This is a genomic window from Pseudomonas sp. NPDC089530, from assembly GCF_050280705.1.
Lineage (GTDB): Bacteria > Pseudomonadota > Gammaproteobacteria > Pseudomonadales > Pseudomonadaceae > Aquipseudomonas.
On record NZ_JBNNVU010000033.1, the window covers coordinates 39,781 to 57,799 of the forward strand.

General features: G+C 65.3%; 18 protein-coding genes. 8 read left to right on the top strand and 10 right to left on the bottom strand.

Annotation, left to right across the window (positions count from 1 at the left end; translation table 11 throughout):
• The first annotated feature begins 161 nt into the window (after positions 1–161).
• The 3 genes from ACQKQA_RS14800 to xopAW all read left to right on the top strand — a co-directional run bounded on the left by ACQKQA_RS14800 (position 162) and on the right by xopAW (position 2,926).
• Entirely contained in the window at positions 162–929 is a 768-nt protein-coding gene (locus tag ACQKQA_RS14800) for a response regulator (protein WP_427558639.1), read from the top strand.
• Positions 929–1,972 carry a sensor histidine kinase gene (locus ACQKQA_RS14805; RefSeq protein ID WP_427558642.1) on the top strand — a complete coding sequence of 348 codons (1,044 nt, stop codon included), beginning with the start codon at positions 929–931 and terminating at the stop codon, positions 1,970–1,972. The genes ACQKQA_RS14800 and ACQKQA_RS14805 overlap by 1 nt, the downstream gene beginning before the upstream one ends.
• Before the next feature lie 114 nt (positions 1,973–2,086).
• Positions 2,087–2,926, top strand: coding sequence for a XopAW family type III secretion system calcium-binding effector (gene xopAW, locus ACQKQA_RS14810; RefSeq protein ID WP_427558644.1), 840 nt, complete (start codon positions 2,087–2,089; stop codon positions 2,924–2,926).
• Positions 2,927–3,149: 223 nt separating this feature from the next.
• Here xopAW and ACQKQA_RS14815 read toward each other — a convergent pair whose 3' ends face one another.
• From ACQKQA_RS14815 to ACQKQA_RS14860, 10 genes are all read right to left on the bottom strand, one after another.
• Positions 3,150–4,202: an AI-2E family transporter gene (locus ACQKQA_RS14815; RefSeq protein ID WP_427558647.1), complete on the bottom strand. Its 1,053-nt coding sequence runs from the start codon at positions 4,200–4,202 to the stop codon at positions 3,150–3,152.
• A gap of 80 nt (positions 4,203–4,282) precedes the next feature.
• Positions 4,283–5,089 carry a DUF4892 domain-containing protein gene (locus tag ACQKQA_RS14820; protein WP_427558650.1) on the bottom strand — a complete coding sequence of 269 codons (807 nt, stop codon included), beginning with the start codon at positions 5,087–5,089 and terminating at the stop codon, positions 4,283–4,285.
• A gap of 8 nt (positions 5,090–5,097) precedes the next feature.
• The gene (locus ACQKQA_RS14825; RefSeq protein WP_427558653.1) at positions 5,098–5,757 is read right to left on the bottom strand and encodes a glutathione S-transferase family protein; all 660 of its coding nucleotides are present in this window, start codon (positions 5,755–5,757) and stop codon (positions 5,098–5,100) included.
• Positions 5,758–5,807: 50 nt separating this feature from the next.
• Entirely contained in the window at positions 5,808–6,662 is an 855-nt protein-coding gene (locus ACQKQA_RS14830; RefSeq protein WP_427558655.1) for an alpha/beta fold hydrolase, read from the bottom strand.
• Positions 6,659–7,465, bottom strand: coding sequence for an alpha/beta fold hydrolase (locus ACQKQA_RS14835; RefSeq protein WP_427558658.1), 807 nt, complete (start codon positions 7,463–7,465; stop codon positions 6,659–6,661). The genes ACQKQA_RS14830 and ACQKQA_RS14835 overlap by 4 nt, the downstream gene beginning before the upstream one ends.
• Before the next feature lie 113 nt (positions 7,466–7,578).
• Complete coding sequence (locus tag ACQKQA_RS14840) at positions 7,579–8,022, bottom strand: hotdog fold thioesterase (protein WP_427558661.1); 444 nt, start codon at positions 8,020–8,022, stop codon at positions 7,579–7,581.
• A gap of 30 nt (positions 8,023–8,052) precedes the next feature.
• Positions 8,053–9,720 (bottom strand): AMP-binding protein, encoded by a 1,668-nt coding sequence (locus ACQKQA_RS14845; RefSeq protein ID WP_427558664.1) that lies wholly within the window; start codon positions 9,718–9,720, stop codon positions 8,053–8,055.
• A gap of 239 nt (positions 9,721–9,959) precedes the next feature.
• Positions 9,960–10,412, bottom strand: a complete 453-nt coding sequence (sixA, locus tag ACQKQA_RS14850) for a phosphohistidine phosphatase SixA (protein ID WP_427558667.1) — start codon at positions 10,410–10,412, stop codon at positions 9,960–9,962.
• The gene (locus ACQKQA_RS14855) at positions 10,409–10,756 is read right to left on the bottom strand and encodes a DUF4389 domain-containing protein (RefSeq protein ID WP_007931570.1); all 348 of its coding nucleotides are present in this window, start codon (positions 10,754–10,756) and stop codon (positions 10,409–10,411) included. Before ACQKQA_RS14855 ends, sixA begins: the two co-directional genes overlap by 4 nt.
• Before the next feature lie 18 nt (positions 10,757–10,774).
• Entirely contained in the window at positions 10,775–11,800 is a 1,026-nt protein-coding gene (locus tag ACQKQA_RS14860) for an NAD(P)H-dependent glycerol-3-phosphate dehydrogenase (protein ID WP_427558671.1), read from the bottom strand.
• 194 nt (positions 11,801–11,994) lie between these two features.
• Here ACQKQA_RS14860 and ACQKQA_RS14865 point away from each other — a divergent pair, with 194 nt between their 5' ends.
• From ACQKQA_RS14865 to ACQKQA_RS14885, 5 genes are all read left to right on the top strand, one after another.
• Positions 11,995–14,118, top strand: a complete 2,124-nt coding sequence (locus tag ACQKQA_RS14865; protein WP_427558674.1) for a TonB-dependent receptor plug domain-containing protein — start codon at positions 11,995–11,997, stop codon at positions 14,116–14,118.
• Between the two features lies 1 nt (position 14,119).
• On the top strand, positions 14,120–15,016 hold the full coding sequence (locus ACQKQA_RS14870; RefSeq protein WP_427558677.1) for an ABC transporter substrate-binding protein: 897 nt from the start codon (positions 14,120–14,122) through the stop codon (positions 15,014–15,016).
• Entirely contained in the window at positions 15,013–16,914 is a 1,902-nt protein-coding gene (locus ACQKQA_RS14875) for an ATP-binding protein (RefSeq protein WP_427558680.1), read from the top strand. Before ACQKQA_RS14870 ends, ACQKQA_RS14875 begins: the two co-directional genes overlap by 4 nt.
• 248 nt (positions 16,915–17,162) lie before the next feature.
• Positions 17,163–17,678, top strand: a complete 516-nt coding sequence (gene fabA / locus ACQKQA_RS14880; RefSeq protein WP_427558683.1) for a 3-hydroxyacyl-[acyl-carrier-protein] dehydratase FabA — start codon at positions 17,163–17,165, stop codon at positions 17,676–17,678.
• Positions 17,679–17,689: 11 nt separating this feature from the next.
• Positions 17,690–18,019, top strand: a 330-nt coding sequence (locus tag ACQKQA_RS14885) for a beta-ketoacyl synthase N-terminal-like domain-containing protein (protein WP_427558686.1), incomplete at its 3' end; no start/stop codon positions are given.

An 18,019-nucleotide genomic window follows, 5' to 3' on the forward strand; every position in this document is an offset into this window, starting at 1 on the left:
GATACACTTCCGACACGCCGACAACAACCAGCCCGGCTACCCTCGCCAGCCGCAACACCCCCGAACAGCACTTCCAGCCCCAGGGCCGGACGCCTATGCTGAAGCCATCCCCCCGCCGCCCCTCTTTGTGGTGGCAGCCTACCTGGCAGATGATCGCACGCATGCACAACACTCCAGCTCCCCTCAACGACGATCAGAAAGCACCCGGCACCAGCGGTGACGACAAGCGCTGGAACACCCGGGCGCTGATCGTCGACGACGATGTACCGATCCGCGAGCTGCTGGTCGACTACCTGGCCCGCTTCAATATCCACGCCACCGGCGTGACCGACGGGGCGGCGATGCGCCAGGCATTGCAGGCGGAACACTTCGATGTGGTGGTGCTCGACCTGATGCTGCCCGGCGAGGACGGCCTGTCCCTGTGCCGCTGGCTGCGCACCGAATCGGACATCCCGATCCTGATGCTCACCGCCCGTTGCGAGCCCACCGACCGGATCATCGGCCTGGAACTGGGGGCCGACGACTACATGGCCAAGCCCTTCGAGCCACGGGAACTGGTGGCGCGGATCCAGACCATCCTGCGCCGGGTCCGTGACGACCGCAGCGAACAGCGGGCCAACATCCGTTTCGACAACTGGCGCCTGAACAGCGTGCTGCGCCAGCTGATCTCCGCCGAGGGTCTTGTGGTACCGCTGTCCAACGCCGAGTTCCGCCTGCTCTGGGTGTTCATCGAACGCCCGCGCCGGGTGCTGAGCCGCGAACAGTTGCTGGACGCCGCCCGCGGCCGCTCCATCGAAGCCTTCGACCGCAGTATCGACCTGCTGGTCTCGCGCTTGCGACAGAAGCTCGGCGACGACCCGAAATCGCCACAGCTGATCAAGACCGTGCGCGGTGAAGGCTACCTGTTCGACGCCCGAGACATCGGCTGATGCGCGGGCGCTTCGATACGCTGTTCGGCCGCCTGTTCGGGGTGCTGCTGATCGCGATCGTGCTCGCCCACCTGCTCGCCTTCTTCTGGTTCCGCCTCTACGGCCCGCCACCGCCGCCGCGCCCACCGGCCGGCGAGTTCAGCGGCCAGCCGCCCCCCGGCCACGGGCGTTTCGAGCCCCGGCCACCACGCCCCTGGTTCGGCGGGCCGATCGTGCCACTGACCTTTCAGTTCATCTCGCTGATCATCGCCGCCTGGTACGGCGCCAAGCTGCTGACCCGGCCAATCCAGCGCCTGAGCGACGCCGCCGAGCGCCTCAGCGAAGACCTCGACAGCCCGCCGCTGGAGGAATCCGGCCCGCGGGAAGCACGACAGGCGGCCCACACCTTCAACCTGATGCAGCAGCGCATCCGCGAACAGGTCAAGCAGCGCGGGCGCATGCTCGGCGCAGTCTCCCATGACCTGCGCACGCCCCTGTCACGCCTCAAGCTGCGACTGGAACAGATCGAGGACAACAAGCTGCAGGGGCAGATGCGCCAGGACCTCGACGACATGATCGGCATGCTCGATGCGACCCTGAGCTACCTGCATGAACAGCGCACCAGCGAGGCCCTGCAATGGATGGATGTGCAGGCACTGGTGGAGTCGCTCTGTGAAAACGCCCAGGACCAGGGCGCCGACGTGCAGACCAGCGGCCATTGCGCGCCTCTGCAAGTGCAGCCGATGGCCCTGCGCTCCTGCCTGAACAACCTGCTGGACAACGCCCTGCGCTACGCCGGGCATGCCCGCATCAACCTGCAGGACAGCCGCGAACAGGTGCTGATCCGGGTCATCGACCACGGCCCCGGCATCGCCGAGGACCAGCGCGAAGCGGTGTTCGAACCTTTCTATCGGCTGGAAGGTTCGCGCAACCGCAACTCCGGTGGCGTCGGCCTGGGCATGACCATCGCCCGCGAAGCCGCCGAACGCCTGGGCGGACACCTGCACCTGGAAGAAACCCCCGGCGGCGGCCTGACCACCGTGGTACGCCTGCCCCGCGCCTGAACCTCGCGTGTGTACCGCCCGGTACAAACTTCACATACCCACGACACCTGGCCGCCCGAGGCTGCATGAGCCGGTACCCCCACCGGCCTTGTCCACCCCCAGGGAGTGAGCCCCATGATTGGCAGCGTCAGTCACTACTCGAATTACATCAGCTCCAGCACCAGCACCCAAAGCGCCCGCGGCCGGCAATTCCAGAAGGAACTGCTGGCCAGGCTCGACAGCAACAGCGACGGTTCGGTCGATCAGGATGAACTGAGCAGCGCCCTCTCGCAGAAAAACAACGACGGTATCCTGGTCAGCCTGAGCAAGAATTTCGGCGACCTGGACAGTGACGCCAGCGGCAGCCTGAGCAGCGAAGAAATGGCTGCCATGGCCCCGCCTCCACCACCGCCCCGGGACCAGCCGCCGAGCACCGAACTGGCCGACGCCCTGATCAGCGCGCTGGACAGCGATGGCGACGGCGCCATCAGCAGCGACGAGCTGAGCAGCGGCCTGACCAGCGCCGGCAGTAACGCCGACAGCAAGCAGATCTTCTCGGCCCTGGACAAGAACCAGGACGGCACCGTCAGCCAGGACGAGCTGGTCGCCAGCCTCACCCCACCGCCACCGCAGCGCGCTTCCAGTGAGGAGCTGTTCAGCCAGCTCGACACCGATGGCGACGGCAGCATCAGTTCGGACGAGCTGACCAGCGCCCTGCAGGCCAGTACCGGCAGCACCAGCACCGACACCAGCGCGGCCCTGCTCAAGGCGCTCGACAGTGACAGCAGTGGCGGCGTCAGCAGCGACGAACTCAAGGCCGCCCTGCAGGCCGGGCGTGGCCAGGACCACGGCAGGCAAAACGATCAGGCCCGGGTGACCGAGGCCCTGAGCAAGATGATCGCCAACCTGAGCAAGCAGTATCAACTGGATAACGTGACGAGCAGCGTCGGCAGCAGCGTCAACGTCGCCGCCTGATCTCCACCGTAGCCGCAGCCTCCGTAGCCGCTGCCGAGCGCAGCGAGGCTGCGATCGGCCGCGCAGCGGTCGCAAATCAGACGACGCCTTCCTTACCTGCTGACCGCCTGCATGGGGTTTGTAGGCCCTCATTCTTGCCTGAAGGAATGCATTGCCTGGGTTTGCGAGCGCTGCGCGCTCGAGCGCAGCCTCGCAGGCTCGGCAGCGGCTACAGGGCTACAGGTCAGCGTTTTTCTTCCACCCGCGCCTGGCTGGCGCTCCAGTCGGTGAGCAGGCTGTAGGCCACGGCCAGCAGGGTCGGGCCGATGAACAGGCCGATAAAGCCGAACGCGATCAGGCCGCCGAAGACCCCGAGCAGGACGATCACCAGCGGCAGGTTGCCGCCGCGGCTGATCAGGTAGGGTTTGAGCACGTTGTCGACGCCACTGATGATGAAGGTGCCCCAGATCCCGAGGAACACCGCCATCCCGTATTCGCCCCTCCAGGCCAGCCAGGCGGTGGCGGGAATCCACACCAGCGGCGGGCCCATGGGAATCAGGCTGAGCAGGAAGGTGACGATCCCCAGCACCAGCGCGCCCGGCACCCCAGCGATCAGGAAACCGATCAGGGCCAGGACCGCCTGCGCCGCCGCGGTGCCGATCACACCGTTGACCACCCGCTGCACCGTGCCGGCCACCAGCTCGATGTAGTAGCCGGCGCGATCGCCGATCAGGCGCTCCAGCAATCCGTGGACGAACGCTGCCAGGCGCGGGCCGTCGCGATAGAAGAAAAACACGAAGACGATGCTCAGGGTCAGCTCGAGAATCCCGCCGCCGATCTGCGCACTGCGGGCCAGCAGCCAGTTGCCGACCTGCCCTAGGTAGGGCTTGGCCGCCACGATCAAGGCCGCCCCCTGCTGGTCGATGCTGTTCCACAGCCCCACCAGCCGCCCACCGACAAAGGGCAGCGTACCCAGCCAGGCTGGCGCTTCGGGCAGGCCATCGACCTGGACGTCCTTGATAAAGGCCGTGGCGTCGCGCACATGGTCGGCCAGGTTGAAGCCGAGCCAGACCAGCGGCGCCGCCACCAGCAGCATCCAGCCCAGGGTCAGCAGCGCCGCGGCCAGGGACTCACGCCCGTTGAGCCAGCGGGTCAGCAGGCGCATCAGCGGCCAACTGGCAAACGCCAGCACCGCCCCCCAGAACAACGCGGACCAGAACGGCGCCATGACCCAGAAGCTGGCGCCGAACAGCACCAGAAGCAGGATCTGCACCAGCAGACGATCATTATTGGGCATGTGGCATCTCGAAAAAGGTCAACTCACCAAGCGTAGGCGAACGGCGGCTCCCGCGTTCGCCCACACCTCAATACAGCCGCTCAGCGCAGCAATTCCAGGCGCAGGCCCGGGGCCTGGCCGCCGCCGGTTTCCATGCGCGCCGCACGCACGCCCTGGCCGATCAGGGCCTGGCGCCAGGCTTCGGCATTCGCCCCGGAGACGCTGACCCGCAACGTGGTATCCAGGTTCAGCCCGCGCGAGAGCAAGGTCAGCCAGGTCGGCTGAGGGTCGCCAGCGAGCTTGGGCAGGTCCAGCTCGCCGGTGTCCTTGAGCTGGCGCAACAGGGTGGCCGAAGTCGGCAACAACTCCCCCAGGGGGCTACTGGCGTTGAATTGCTCGACATGCAGGTACGCCCGGCGATTGCCCCGGGTGATGCTGTACAGGGCCACCAGCGAATGGTCGTTGGGTGCGGCCAGGCGCAGCAACAGATACGCCTGCTGGGCATCGGCGCCATACAGCTTGGCGTTGCCGAACACTTCGTTGGCCCACAGGCTGCTTTCCCCGCAATCCCGGGCCTGGCACCAGAACAACAGCTCGGCGCCCTGCCCCTGCAAGGCTTCGCGGGCGGCGGTAAAGGCTTCGGTCGAGGAATGCTCCGGTGGCAGTTCGTAGGTCACCGAGGTCGCGGTGCCGCGAGCGCCGACCTGACCATCGAAACGCAGCTGACCGCTGATCTTGCGGATCGAGCCCATGGGGTAGATCCGCTCCATCTCGGCCGGCGGACGGTAGTCGACGATCTGTGCGTCGGTCATGCGCGGCACGATGGGCAAGTCATGGCTGCCGGGGACGTCGGCGGCGAACAGCAAGGGGCTGGCACCGGCCAGCAGCAGGACACTGATTGAACGCATGGGGGCTCTCATCGGATCAGCATGGCCTGGGCGCCCTTGATGACGTTGGCGTCATCCATACGCTGCGGAACCAGCAGCCCGCGCTGCACCGCCGGACGCGCCTCGAGGGTCGCCATCCAGCGTTGCAGGGCAATCAGGCCGTCCACCGATACCCCGGACCACTCATGGCCGCGCACCCACGGGAAGGTGGCGATATCGGCAATGCTGTAGTCGCCGGCGAGGAATTCGGCCTCCTGCAACCGCGTGTCGAGCACCTCGTACAGGCGCCGGGTTTCATGCTGGTAACGGTCGATGGCGCCCTGGAGCTTTTCCGGGAAATAGCGGAAGAACACGTTGGCCTGGCCCTGCATCGGGCCGATGCCGCCCATCTGGAACATCAGCCACTGGAGCACCCGCGAACGCCCCTTGGGGTCGCTGGGCAGCAGTTGTCCGGTCAATTCAGCCAGATAGATGAGAATCGCGCCGGACTCGAACACGGCGAAATCGCCGTTGGCGCGGTCGACGATGGCCGGTATCCGGCCGTTGGGGTTGATCTTGAGAAAGCCTGGAGCCTTTTGTTCCTTCTTGTCGAAACTCAGGGCATGCACCGTATAAGGCAGGCCGAGTTCCTCGAGCACGATAGAGACCTTGTGGCCATTCGGGGTCGCTGCGGTGTAGAGATCTATCATGGTTGTCTCCCATTTCAACCCGCCCAGCCTCGACAGTTGCCCGCTGCAAGTCAAGAAACGGCGAAAAACCTATTGAAACAGTCTGCAACAAGGGTGGCGCCGGCCTCGTCGTTCAGGTGCAGGTGATGGCCACCGGGCAGCTGTTCCCGACTGAAGGGTAGCCGCTCCAGCAATTCCGGGTGTTTGGCCAGCATGCCGTCGGCCGCCACCACCAGATGGGCCGGACAGGCCAGGCGCTGCACGAAGGTCATGGCCTGCGCCTCGGTCAGGCGCAATGGCGAAGCCAGGGTCAGACGGCTGTCGCTGCGCCAGGTGTAGCCCCCCGGCACCGGCATCAGGCCGCGCTGCGCGAGCAGCTCGGCGGCTTCGCGGCTGACTGCCACCAGGCCCTTCATCCGCGCTTCGATGGCGCGGTCGAGGGTGCCGTAGACCGGCTTGCGCTTGTCCCGCAGGTCCAACTGGGCCTGCAGGGCCATGCCCATGCGCTCGGCGGCATTCTCCCCCGCGGCGGTCGGCGGGATCACCCCGTCGATCAAGGCCAGGTGGCTCACCCGCTCGGGCAAAGAGCCGGCCAGCACCAGCGACACGATCGCCCCCAGGGAATGCCCGAGCAGGCCGAAGCGCTTCCAGCCCAGTTGCTCGGCGACCTGCAGCACGTCATACACGTAGTCCCAGAGGGCATAACCCGCGCCCAACGGCCGGTGCCCGGAATGACCGTGCCCGGCCATGTCCAGGGCCACGATGCGCAAACCGTGCAGCCTGGGCGCCAGCCGCGCGAAGCTGTTGGCGTTGTCCAGCCAGCCATGCAGGGCGATGACCGGCAAGCCGTCCTCCGGGCCGAACAGATGCGCCGCCAGTTCGATATGCGGCAGGCTCAGACGGACTTCCTCCACCGCGGTGCTCACGCGCAGCTCCGTTCGCTGCGGGCTTCCCAGCGGCTGAAGAGGTTTTTCAACAGGGCCGCGGTGTCCTGCGGTCGCTCCAGCGGGAACATGTGGCCGCCCGGCATGCTCAGGGACTCGCCATGGGGCAGGCGCCCGACACTGCTGGCGTGGTGCTTCATCACCACCCGGCTCTGGCGCCCGCGCACCACCGCCAGCGGCACCTTCAACTGCCGTGGGCGGCCCGGGCTGGTGTGGGGTACGCCACGATAGATGCTGATCTCGGTGGCCGGGTCGAAGCGCAGCCGCAGACGGCCGTCGACCTGATGCAGGCCGTGTTGCAGGTAGGCGTCGAAACACTCGGGGTCGAAACCACGGAACAGGGTCTTGCCGGCAAAGTACTTGCGCGCCGCGTCCAGGTCGCTGAACTCCTCGCGGCGACCCAGGGTCCGGCCGGCGGGGGTCAGGCGGTCGATGAAGCCGAAGCGCTTGGCGGCGCGGATCACCCATTGATCGGCGCGGGTCAGTACCGGCGAATCGAGCATCACCACGCCGCGATACAGCTCGGGGCAACGTAGCGCCGCATGCAGGTGCAGGACCCCGCCGAAGGAATGGCCGACGCCCCACACCGGCTCGGCCTGCTGTTGCAGATGGTGGATCAGCTCGTCCACCAGATTCAGCCAGTTGTCGTCCGCCGGAAAGCGCGGATCGTGGGCATGCTGCTGCAAATGCGCCACCTGATACTCGGGCGCCAGGGCGGCAAACAACTTGCCGTAGGTTCCCGAGGGAAATCCGTTGGCGTGAGCGAAAAACACCTGTTGCGACATACCGGCAAACTCATGAACGAAACGATGGCTGATTGTCCGCATGCCACCAGCCAACGGCAATGACAGTAACGGACAAGAATGATGACACTCCATGTCAGCCTATGGGGATGGCTTCAGCGGGCGGGCGGCATCTGCCCCAGAGGCACCACCGCCATGGTCAGGCGCGAGACACAACTGGCCTTGCCTTCGTCGCTGCAGAGGCGAATGTCCCAGACATGGGTGGTACGTCCGATATGGATCGCCCTGGCCACCGCCGTCACCCGCCCGGAACGCAGGCCGCGCAGGTGGTTGGCGTTGATCTCCAGCCCCACGCAATAGAACTGGCTGGCGTCGATGCACAGGTAACTGGCCATGGAGCCGACCGACTCCGCCAGCACCACCGAGGCACCGCCATGCAGCAGGCCATAGGGCTGATGGGTACGATGGTCGACCACCATGCTGGCGGTCAGCGACTCGTCGTCGAAAGATTCGAAACGGATGTCCAGCACCTCACCGATGGTGTTTTTCTGGATCGCGTTCAGTTGCTCGAGGTTCGGGGTGGTACGCCATAGGCTCATCACTGCATCCTTCTGGGGGGTTATCCGCGCTCAATCCTGCCACAGCACCGCTTCGGAGCGCTCGCTCCACTCTTTGAAGCACTCGCCGTAAGTGGCTTCGATGACATTGCGCTTGATCTTCAGGGTCGGGGTCAGAAAGCCGTTTTCCACTGCCCAACTGTCTTTCACCACCACCAGGCGGTGCAAGCGCTCATGCTTGTCGAGCGCACCGTTGACCTCGTCGAGCAGGCTTTCCAGGCTGGCGTGCAGGCCACCGCGGGCGCCACCGGCGGCGTCCTGCAATCCGGCCGCGGACAATACGCATAGGCCCAGCGGCGCACTCAGGCCGTCGCCGACCACGCACACCTGCTCGATCCGCGAATGCACCGCCAGCCGGTTCTCGATCGGCGCCGGGGCCACGTACTTGCCCTTGCTGGTCTTGAAGATTTCCTTGAGCCGCCCGGTCAGGCGCAGATTGCCGTCGGCGTCCTGCTCGCCCTTGTCGCCGGTACGCAGGAAACCGTCCGGGGTGACGGTTTCCGCGGTTTTCTCCGGGTCCTTGAAGTAGCCGAGCATGGTTGCCCCGCTACGCACCTGGACCTCGCCGGCCTCGTCGATCCGTACCTCGACGTCCGGGCAGGGCCGGCCGATCCAGCCGGGCATGTGCTGGCCGCTGCGGCCGATATGGGAATAACCGCAGCTTTCGGTCATGCCGTACACCTCCAGCACGTCGAGGCCCAGGCGCCGGTACCAGTTCAACAAGGCCTGCGGCACTGGCGCGGCGCCGGACAAGGCGACCCGCAGGGCATCCAGCCCGAGCCCGGCCAGGACCTTGTGCCCGACCCGCTTGCCGATGATGGGCAGGCCCAGGAGGAAATCCAGGCGCTTGGCCGGGACCTTGCCGTACACGCCCATCTGGAACTTGGTCCAGATCCGCGGCACGCCGAATAGCGCCGTGGGCCGCGCCCGCCGCAGGTCGGCGAGAAAGGTGTCCAGGCTCTCGGCGAAGAACACCGTCTGCCCGGTATAGATCGCCGCCAGCTCGACGAACATGCGCTCGGCCACATGGCACAGCGGCAGGTAGGACAGCAGCCGGTCCTGCGGCCCCAGGCCGAACAGGTGGGTGCCTTGCGTCGCCGCGAAGCCCAGGGTGCCGAAGCTGTGCATCACGCCCTTGGGCAGGCCGGTGGTGCCCGAGGTGTAAATGATGGTCGCCAGTTGCTCGGCGGCGGGGTTCGGGTCGTCCTGGATCGGCGAGCACTGCTGCAGCTCGTCCCAGGTGAAATCGAAGCGCCCTTCGGGGCAGAGCGGCAGGCTGATGGTGGGCAGCCCGGGCTTCACCCCGGGCGCCATCGACGGCCAGTCGTCGAGCTTGCCGATGAACGCCAGGACCGACTCGGAATGCTCCAGCACCTGGGCCACCGAATCGGCGCTCAGGTTGGGATACAGCGGCACCGAGACGTGACCGGCCATCCAGATCGCCAGGTCGGCGATGATCCAGTGGGCGCAGTTCTTGGAAATGATCGCGACATGGCTGCCCGGCGGCAGCTCGCGGGCACGCAGCCAGTGGGCGGCGCAGCGGGCCTGGTGGCCGACATCGGCCCAGGTCAGCTCTTCGACCTGGCCACCGCCCAGGGGCTGGACCAGGAAACGTTGGCGGGGATGACGAGCTTCGCGCTCGTAGAACACTTCCAGCGGCAAACGAAAAGCGGCAGACATACGACGCGCTCCTTTGTTTTTGTTCTGATCGTGAAACTAGCCAACCAAGCACTTGCTCGGGCGACTATTCCACGCACAAAGGCACGCCGCAAGTTAAGAAATGTAGCGAAAGACGACCCCGTAGGAGCGAGCGGGCTGCGGTCCGACTTGCCCGCGATGGCCACGCCGCGGAACGTCTGGCGCACCGCGTCATCGTTCATCGCGAGCAATCGAGCGTCGACCGGCTGCTCCTACAGGGCTCAGGGGTTCCGGATGCCGTTGAGGGTCATCAGGCCGGCCAGCGGCCAGTCGCCTTCGAGCTCCGCCAGGCCTGCCGTATGCATCGGCTGGGGGGTGCGCAGATGACCGTGCTGCAGAAAGCCGATCAGGTTGCCCACCAGCGGCTGATGGCTGACCAGCAGCACGTTGTCCGTCGAGTCGTCGAGCTGGGCGACCACCGCCAGCGGATTGCTGTCCGGGGTCAGCCAGGCCACGGTCCGGACTTCCCCTTCGAACCCCAGGGCCTCGCGCACCAGCTTCGCCGTCTGCTGCGCCCGCGCATAAGGGCTGGCGATGATCGCACTGAGCGGCTGGCCGATCAGGTGCGCGGCGCTGCGCAGCGCCTCCTCGCGGCCATGGTCGGTCAGGTTGCGCTCGGCATCGCTGCGCGCATGGGGTTCGGCTTCACCGTGGCGCAGCACCCAGAGCTTCACAGCTTGGGCTCCTCGTCGCGCACCGGATGGGGCGCCGGTGGCACCACGTGCGGCGCTTCGCCTTCAGGGGCCCGCGGGGCCGGCCAGTCGGCGAACGGCCAAGGTTTCTGGTCGGTGTGGAAACTGCCGAAACGCCCGATCTGCGCCAGGAACTGGCTCAGGCTGTCGCCGAAGTTCATCAGGCTGGCACTCGGCGAGCCGTAGATCAGCCGGTAGATCAGTTGCACCAGCACCAGCGCGCCGAGGATGAATTGCGCCACTTGCCAGACCAGCACGAACACCAGCATCCACAACACCCGCAGCAGGATGGATTCGTACTTGGCTTCGGAATTCGTATCGTTCATGTCTCGCTCCTGTCCTGCTCAGTTGAAACCACTGGTGGAGATAAAGTCGACGTCGGTTTTCGGCTCGCCGCGCATCAGCAGCTCGATGACCTGGTTCAGCGTGCGCCCCTCAAACAGAATGGCATGCAACCCGGCCACCAGCGGCATATATACGCCCACTTCCTGTGCCTTGACCTTGAGCACCTTGAGGGTGTTCACGCCCTCGGCCACTTCGCCGAGGCGATCCACCGCCTCCGCCAGGCTCAGGCCCTGCCCCAGGGCGAAACCGACCTGATAGTTGCGGCTCTTGGGCGACGAGCAGGTGACAATCAGGTCGCCCACTCCCGCCAGGCCAAGAAAGGTCATGGGGTTGGCGCCCTGGCTGACAGCGAAACGGGTCATTTCCGCCAGGGCCCGGGTAATCAGCATGCTTTTGGTATTTTCCCCCATGCCCAGCGCCACCGCCATGCCGGCGATGATCGCGTAGACGTTCTTCAACGCCCCGCCCAGCTCGACGCCAAAGCGGTCGGCACTGGCATAGACGCGGAAGGTACGGCCATGCAGGGCCGCCTGGACCCGCTGGCAGAGTTCTTCGTCTTCGCTGGCGATCACGGTAGCGGTCAGGGCGTGCTCGGCCACTTCGCGGGCCAGGTTCGGCCCGGACAGCACGCCGATCCGCGCTTGCGGGGCGATGTCTTCGAGGATTTCGCTCATCAGCTTGAAGGTCTGCGCCTCGATGCCCTTGGTCAGGCTGACCAGCAGCTTGCCGGCGAGCAGCTGCGCATGGGGCGCCAGCACCGCGCGCAAGGCGCTGGAGGGCAAGGCGACGAAACACAGGTCACTGTCGTTCAGGGTGGCCAGCAGATCGGTCACCGGCTCCACCGCCGGATGAATCTTGATGCCTTTGAGGTAACGCGGATTCTCGCGCTGGGTGCGAATGGCCTCCGCCTGCTCCGGGTCGCGCATCCACTGCCGCACCCGATGACCGTTCTCGGCCAGCAGATTGGCCACGGCGGTACCAAAACTCCCGCCTCCCAGGACCGCAATAGGGCGCTGTTCAGTCATATGCAATCCGTCAATCCATACAGTGGCGATGGCGGCATTATACGGGGCGGCCCTGCGGCGGCCAGCCCCGTGAACAATTAGGCACAAATGCCGGGAAAACGCCGGCCCTGACATGGATTGTCGGGGTTATCGACTGGAAAACCCGAGCATCTCGGTTAACATGCGCGGCTATCCACCGTTATCAAGGCTGTGCCGTGTACCCTGGCCCTCCCCTCCCCCGTTCATCGCTGTTGCTGGCGCTGCTTTGCAGCACCCCGGTGTTGGCCGACGACCTGTTCCTGGACAGCCAGCCGCTGCCGGAAATCCTCACCGCCACCCGTCTGAAACAGTCTCCCGCGGCGGTGCCCGGCAGCATGACCGTGCTCGACAGCGAACTGATCAACGCCAGCGGCGCCCGGGACATCAGCGAGCTGCTGCGCCTGGTGCCGGGGATGATGGTCGGCAATATCAGCGGCAACCAGGCGGCGGTGAACTATCACGGCACCAATGCCAGCGAAGCGCGGCGCATGCAGGTGCTGATCGACGGGCGCTCGGTGTACCGGGCGGGCCTGGCCACCGTGGACTGGAGCGACATTCCGGTGGCCATGGAGGACATCGAGCGCATCGAGGTGTTCCGCGGCCCCAACACCGTCAGCTATGGCGCCAACGCGCTGATGGCGGTGGTCAACATCATCACCCGCGCGCCCGCCAACAGCCACGGCACACGGCTCAAGGTCACCCGCGGCCAGCGCGGTATCAGCGACTGGTACGCCAGCCAGGGCACCGGCTGGGACACCGGCGACCTGCGCCTCTCGCTGTCCGGGCAGGAGGACGATGGCTTCGACAGCGACCGCAATGGCGCCGACTACCGCGACAGCCGGCGCTTGAACCGCTTCAGCCTGTCGGTGAGCCAGATGCTCGATGAGCGGCAGAGCATCGACTGGCAGCTCAGCGCCAAGGAAGGCAGCAACCAGCGTCCTTATACCTACCGGCCCGTGTTCTCCGGGATTACCTCGGCCGGCTACAACTCCGACGTGATTGCCAAGGACTATGCCGGCTCGCTGCGCTGGAACCTCGATATCGACCCGGGCCACAGCCTTTATATACAGGGCTCGGCCCAGCATTGGGACCGCCAGCAGAACTGGCGCGCCTGCGACGCCGAGGTGTCGTTCAGCCCGGAACTGACCCGCCTCTGGCAGCTCAACCCGAACTACACCGAACTGCTGGCCCGGCACATGGAAAGCTTCACCGGCTCTGGCGCCCCTCCCGGCACGGCCACCGAACAGGCGCTGGCGAACCAGGTGCTGGCGCAATGGAAAGGCGGCGCCAAGCGCACGGTCTGCGGCGACATCGACCAGAGCGCCCGCGAATCGCGCTACGACCTCGAATTGCAGGACACCCTGAGCCTGTCCGACAGCGTGCGCCTGGTCAGCGGCCTGAACTACCGCTACGACCGCGCCGACTCGCAGACCTATTTCAACGGCACCCTCGACGACAACACCTGGCGGGCCTTCGGCCAGCTGGAGTGGCGCGCCAGCGAGCACTGGCTGCTGCAGGGCGGCGCCATGTTCGAGGATTCGCAGCTGAGCGGCAGCTCGCTGACCCCGCGCCTGGCGGTCAACTACCTGATCAACCCGCGCCACGGCCTGCGGGCCGTGTATTCGGAAGCGATCCGCTCGCCGGACATGTTCGAGAACAACGTCAACTGGAGCTACCGGGTCACCAATCTGAACCCGACCGCCTACGGGCAATCCAGCGCCCAGTATTTCGTCAAGACCCGCGGCCCCGGCAACCTCGAGCAGGAACGCATGCGCTCCCGGGAACTGGGCTACAACGGCTTCTTCGCCGACATCGGCCTGAGCCTCGACGTGAAGCTGTTCTACGACGAAATCAACGGAATGATCAGCGAGCCGCTGCGCAACAACCAGTACATCGCCAGCAACAGCAACACCTCCCGTTTCGCCGGCAGCGAAACCCAGCTGGACTGGCGCCTGAACCCGGCGGACCGGCTGCGCCTGACCTACGCCTACGTGGACGCCGAGGCCAGCAACCCGCTGGATCAGCAACTGACCGCGCGCCACAGCGGCTCGGCCGGCTGGTTGCGCGACTGGGGCCGGGGCTGGTCCAGCGCGCTCTTCTATTATGGTGACAGCCTGCTCAACGGTTACCGCTTCGAGCGCGTCGATACCCGTATCGCCAAGCGCACTCCCCTGGGCAAGGGCAGCCTGGAGCTGGCGGGTGTCCTCCAGCAGCGACTCGACGATGAGCCCACTACCTTTGTCGACAATAATTACGACTCGCGCCACGTCCTCTACGTCAGTGCGGAGTTGACGTTCTAGCATGCGCCGCTCCTGGGTTCGCCTGCTGCTGTTCTGTTGCCTCTGGGGAGCCTTCCCCAGCTGGGCGGCGCAGGTATTGCTGACTGGCGCCGAAGACAGCCCCGGGGTGCAGGCCTTTGCCCAGGCCCTGGCGCGCCAGCGACCACAGGACGAGGTGCGCTTCGAAGCCCTGGCCACGCTACCCGCCCCCGGTCAATTGGCCGTGGGCACCCGCTTGATCCTGCTCGACGCCGCCAGCCTGGAGTGGCGCCAGCAGGACGCCCAGGGCCCGGCCACCCTGGTGCTGCGCATCGGCCGCATCCAGGCGCAACAGCGCCTGGGGGCAGCAGTCCCGCCCCGGCTCAGCCTGCTGTGGAGCGATCCGCCGCCGGATCGACAATTGCAATTGATCCGCAAGATCCTGCCCCAGGCCCGTCGGATCGGCGTGCTCTATGGCGCCGACAGCGAGTTCCTGCTCAAGGAACTGCACCAGGCCGCCGAGCCCCTGGGGCTGGAAATAATCGCCGAGCGCTGGGACGACACCAACGACAGCCGTCCGCTGCAAAACCTGCTAAAAAACAGCGACGTCCTGCTGGGGCTGGACGACCCACGGCTGTACAACCCGAAAACCGCGAAGAATCTGCTGCTGAGCAGCTATGCCCGGCAACTGGCGCTGATCGGCCCGAATGCCGGCTTCGTCAAGGCCGGCAGCCTGGCCAGCACCTATAGCGACCAGGAAGACTGGCTGCACGTGCTCGACGACTTGCTCGATCGGCCGCCGGCCCACTGGCCGCGGACCCTGTATCCGCAACCGTTCAAGGTGCTGAGCAACCCGCAAGTGGCACGCTCCCTGGGTGTCGAACCGATTGACGAACAAAGGGTGGCGACCCAGCTGGCCGAAGGAGAAAAACGCCCATGACCTTCCGACGCCGTTGGGACATCAGTACTCGCACCCAGATCATCTGTCTCGGCCCGGCCCTGTTGCTGACCCTGCTGCTGATCAGCTTCTTTACCTTCGTGCGGATCCAGGACCTGCGCCAGGAGCTGAACCACACCGGCCAGTTGATCGCCAACCAGCTGGCGCCGGCTACCGAGTACGGGGTGATTTCCGGCAACAGCGAAGGCCTGGAAAGCCTGCTCAAGGCCACCCTGTCCACGCCCCATGTGCGCTTTCTCGAAGTCCAGGACAGCCGCAACCACATTCTGGTGTACGTCGAGCAGCCTTCGGAAACCCACAACCGCTCGCAGCAGGTGGAAGTGTTCCAGGCCCCGGTGCGCCTGCAACGCATCCAGCTCAGCAACGATTTCTTCCAGGACGACCCGGGCGCCAGGGCTACCCCCAACGCGGATTACCTGGGGCGGGTGATCGTCGGCATGTCCAACGACGCCTTCAGCCAGCGCCAACAGGAGATTCTGTTCAAGGCCGGCATCCTGGCGCTGTTCGCCCTGCTGTTCACCTTCCTCCTGGCCCGACGCCTGGCGGCCAGCCTGTCGCAACCGATCAGCGCCATGGGCAACGCAGTCAAGGCCATTCAACAGGGTGACTTCAAGACCCCGCTGCCGATCGTCGACGACGCCGAGCTGGGCGACCTGTCGCGGCATATCAACAACCTGGCCGCCGGCCTCGAACAGGCCAGCCGCGAGCAGCACCAGGCCATGGCCCAGTTGATCCAGACCCGCGAAGAAGCGGAACGGGCCAACAATGCCAAGTCGGACTTTCTGGCGATGATGAGCCATGAGCTGCGCACCCCCATGAACGGCGTGCTGGGCATGCTGCAACTGCTCGAAACCACCGACATGACCGATGAGCAGAGCGAGTACGCGGCGCTGGCCTCCGAGTCCACCGAGCACCTGCTCAAGGTGATCAACGACATTCTCGACTTCTCGCGGATCGAACGTTCGGCCCTGGAGCTGGAACATATCCCGTTCAACCTTACCGACCTGATCGGCAGTTCGGCCCAGGCCTTCCAGCACAGCGCCGTGCAGCGCGGGCTGGACCTGCAGCTGCGGCTGGCGCCCGGCATGGAGTCGCTGCAAGTCAAAGGCGACCCGACGCGCATCCGGCAGATCCTGGTGAACCTGATCGGCAATGCCCTGAAGTTCACCGATCACGGCAGCATCACCGTCGAGGCGCAGTGGCAAGCCCTGGATCACGAACTGCTGTGGTTCACCTGCACCGTGCGCGACAGCGGGATCGGCATCAGCCCCGAAAGCCTGGAACTGATGTTCAACGCCTTCCAGCAGGCCGACAGTTCGATTTCCCGGCGTTATGGCGGCACAGGCCTGGGGCTGCCGATCGCCCGCACCCTGGCCGAACGCATGGGCGGCACCCTGCGCGCCCAGAGCGAGGAAGGCCGTGGCTCGGTGTTCACCCTGGAGATCCCGCTGGCGCTCTATCAGCAGAGCCTGCCGGTGCTGGCGCCACGGGTCAGCACCGGGCACACCCACGGCGACGGTCGCAATGTACTGCTGGTGGAGGACAACCCGGTCAACCAGACCGTGATCCAGGCCATGCTGCGCAGCCTGGGCTTCTCGGTCAGCATCGCCACTGACGGCGCTCAGGCCGTGCGCAGCGCCGAAAGCCTGATCTTCGAGGCGATCCTGATGGATTGCCGGCTGCCGCTGATCGACGGTTACGAGGCCACCCGACAGATCCGCCAACTGCCCGGATGCTCCGATCTGCCGATCATCGCCCTGACCGCCAACGCCTTGCAGGGCGACCGCGAAGCGTGCCTGGCGGCGGGCATGAACGACTACCTGGCCAAGCCATTCAAGCGCACCGATCTGCAGCAAATTCTCCAGCGCTGGGTGCAGTAGCGGCCATTTATCGACCATCTGCGACTGGCGTGAAGGGCGAAAGTGCGGCAGTCTTAGGCACCCGAACAAGCCTCAAAAGGGGCTTGAATAAAAATTTCAGTGCACAAGTGTACATTCATGTCCTTGGTGCTGTGACTTTCACCACAACGCAATAGTCTATGAGTAGGCTGCCGGCTCGAGGCATGAACGCTTCGATCGGCCGGGAAGATTTGCCCCACCCTGCCGCATGGGACTATTGAGGAGCTCGCATGACCAAACAAAACGCCTTTACTCGGGAAGATCTGCTGCGCTGCAGTCGCGGTGAGCTGTTCGGCCCAGGTAACGCGCAACAGCCCTCCCCGAACATGCTGATGGTGGATCGCATCACTCATATCAGCCAAGAGGGTGGCAAGTACGGCAAAGGTGAATTGGTCGCCGAGCTGGATATCACCCCAGACCTGTGGTTCTTCGCCTGCCACTTCGAGGGCGATCCGGTGATGCCGGGCTGCCTGGGCCTCGATGCCATGTGGCAACTGGTCGGCTTCTTCCTGGGCTGGCAAGGCCTGCCGGGTCGCGGTCGCGCCCTGGGTTCGGGCGAAGTGAAGTTCTTTGGTCAGGTCCTGCCTACCGCCCAGAAAGTTACCTATAACATTCATATCAAGCGCGTCCTGAAGGGCAAGCTGAACATGGCCATCGCCGATGGTTCGGTCAGCGTCGACGGCCGCGAAATCTATACCGCCGAAGGCCTCCGGGTCGGCGTGTTCACCTCCACTGACAACTTCTAAGGGTTATCCGCATGCGCCGCGTCGTTATCACTGGTCTGGGCATTGTTTCGTGCCTGGGCAATGACAAAGAGACCGTCTCCGCTAACCTGCGTGCAAGCCGCCCTGGCATCCGCTTCAACCCGGAATATGCCGAAATGGGTCTGCGTAGCCAGGTTTCCGGCTCCATCGACCTCAACCTTGAAGAGCTGATCGATCGCAAGATCTATCGCTTCGTCGGCCACGCGGCGGCTTACGCCTACCTGGCCATGAAAGACGCCATCGCCGACTCCGGCCTGACTTATATGTGGTGGAGGTGGTGCTCATATTGTTTTGGATTTAGTGCTATAGCAAAAAAGGGTATT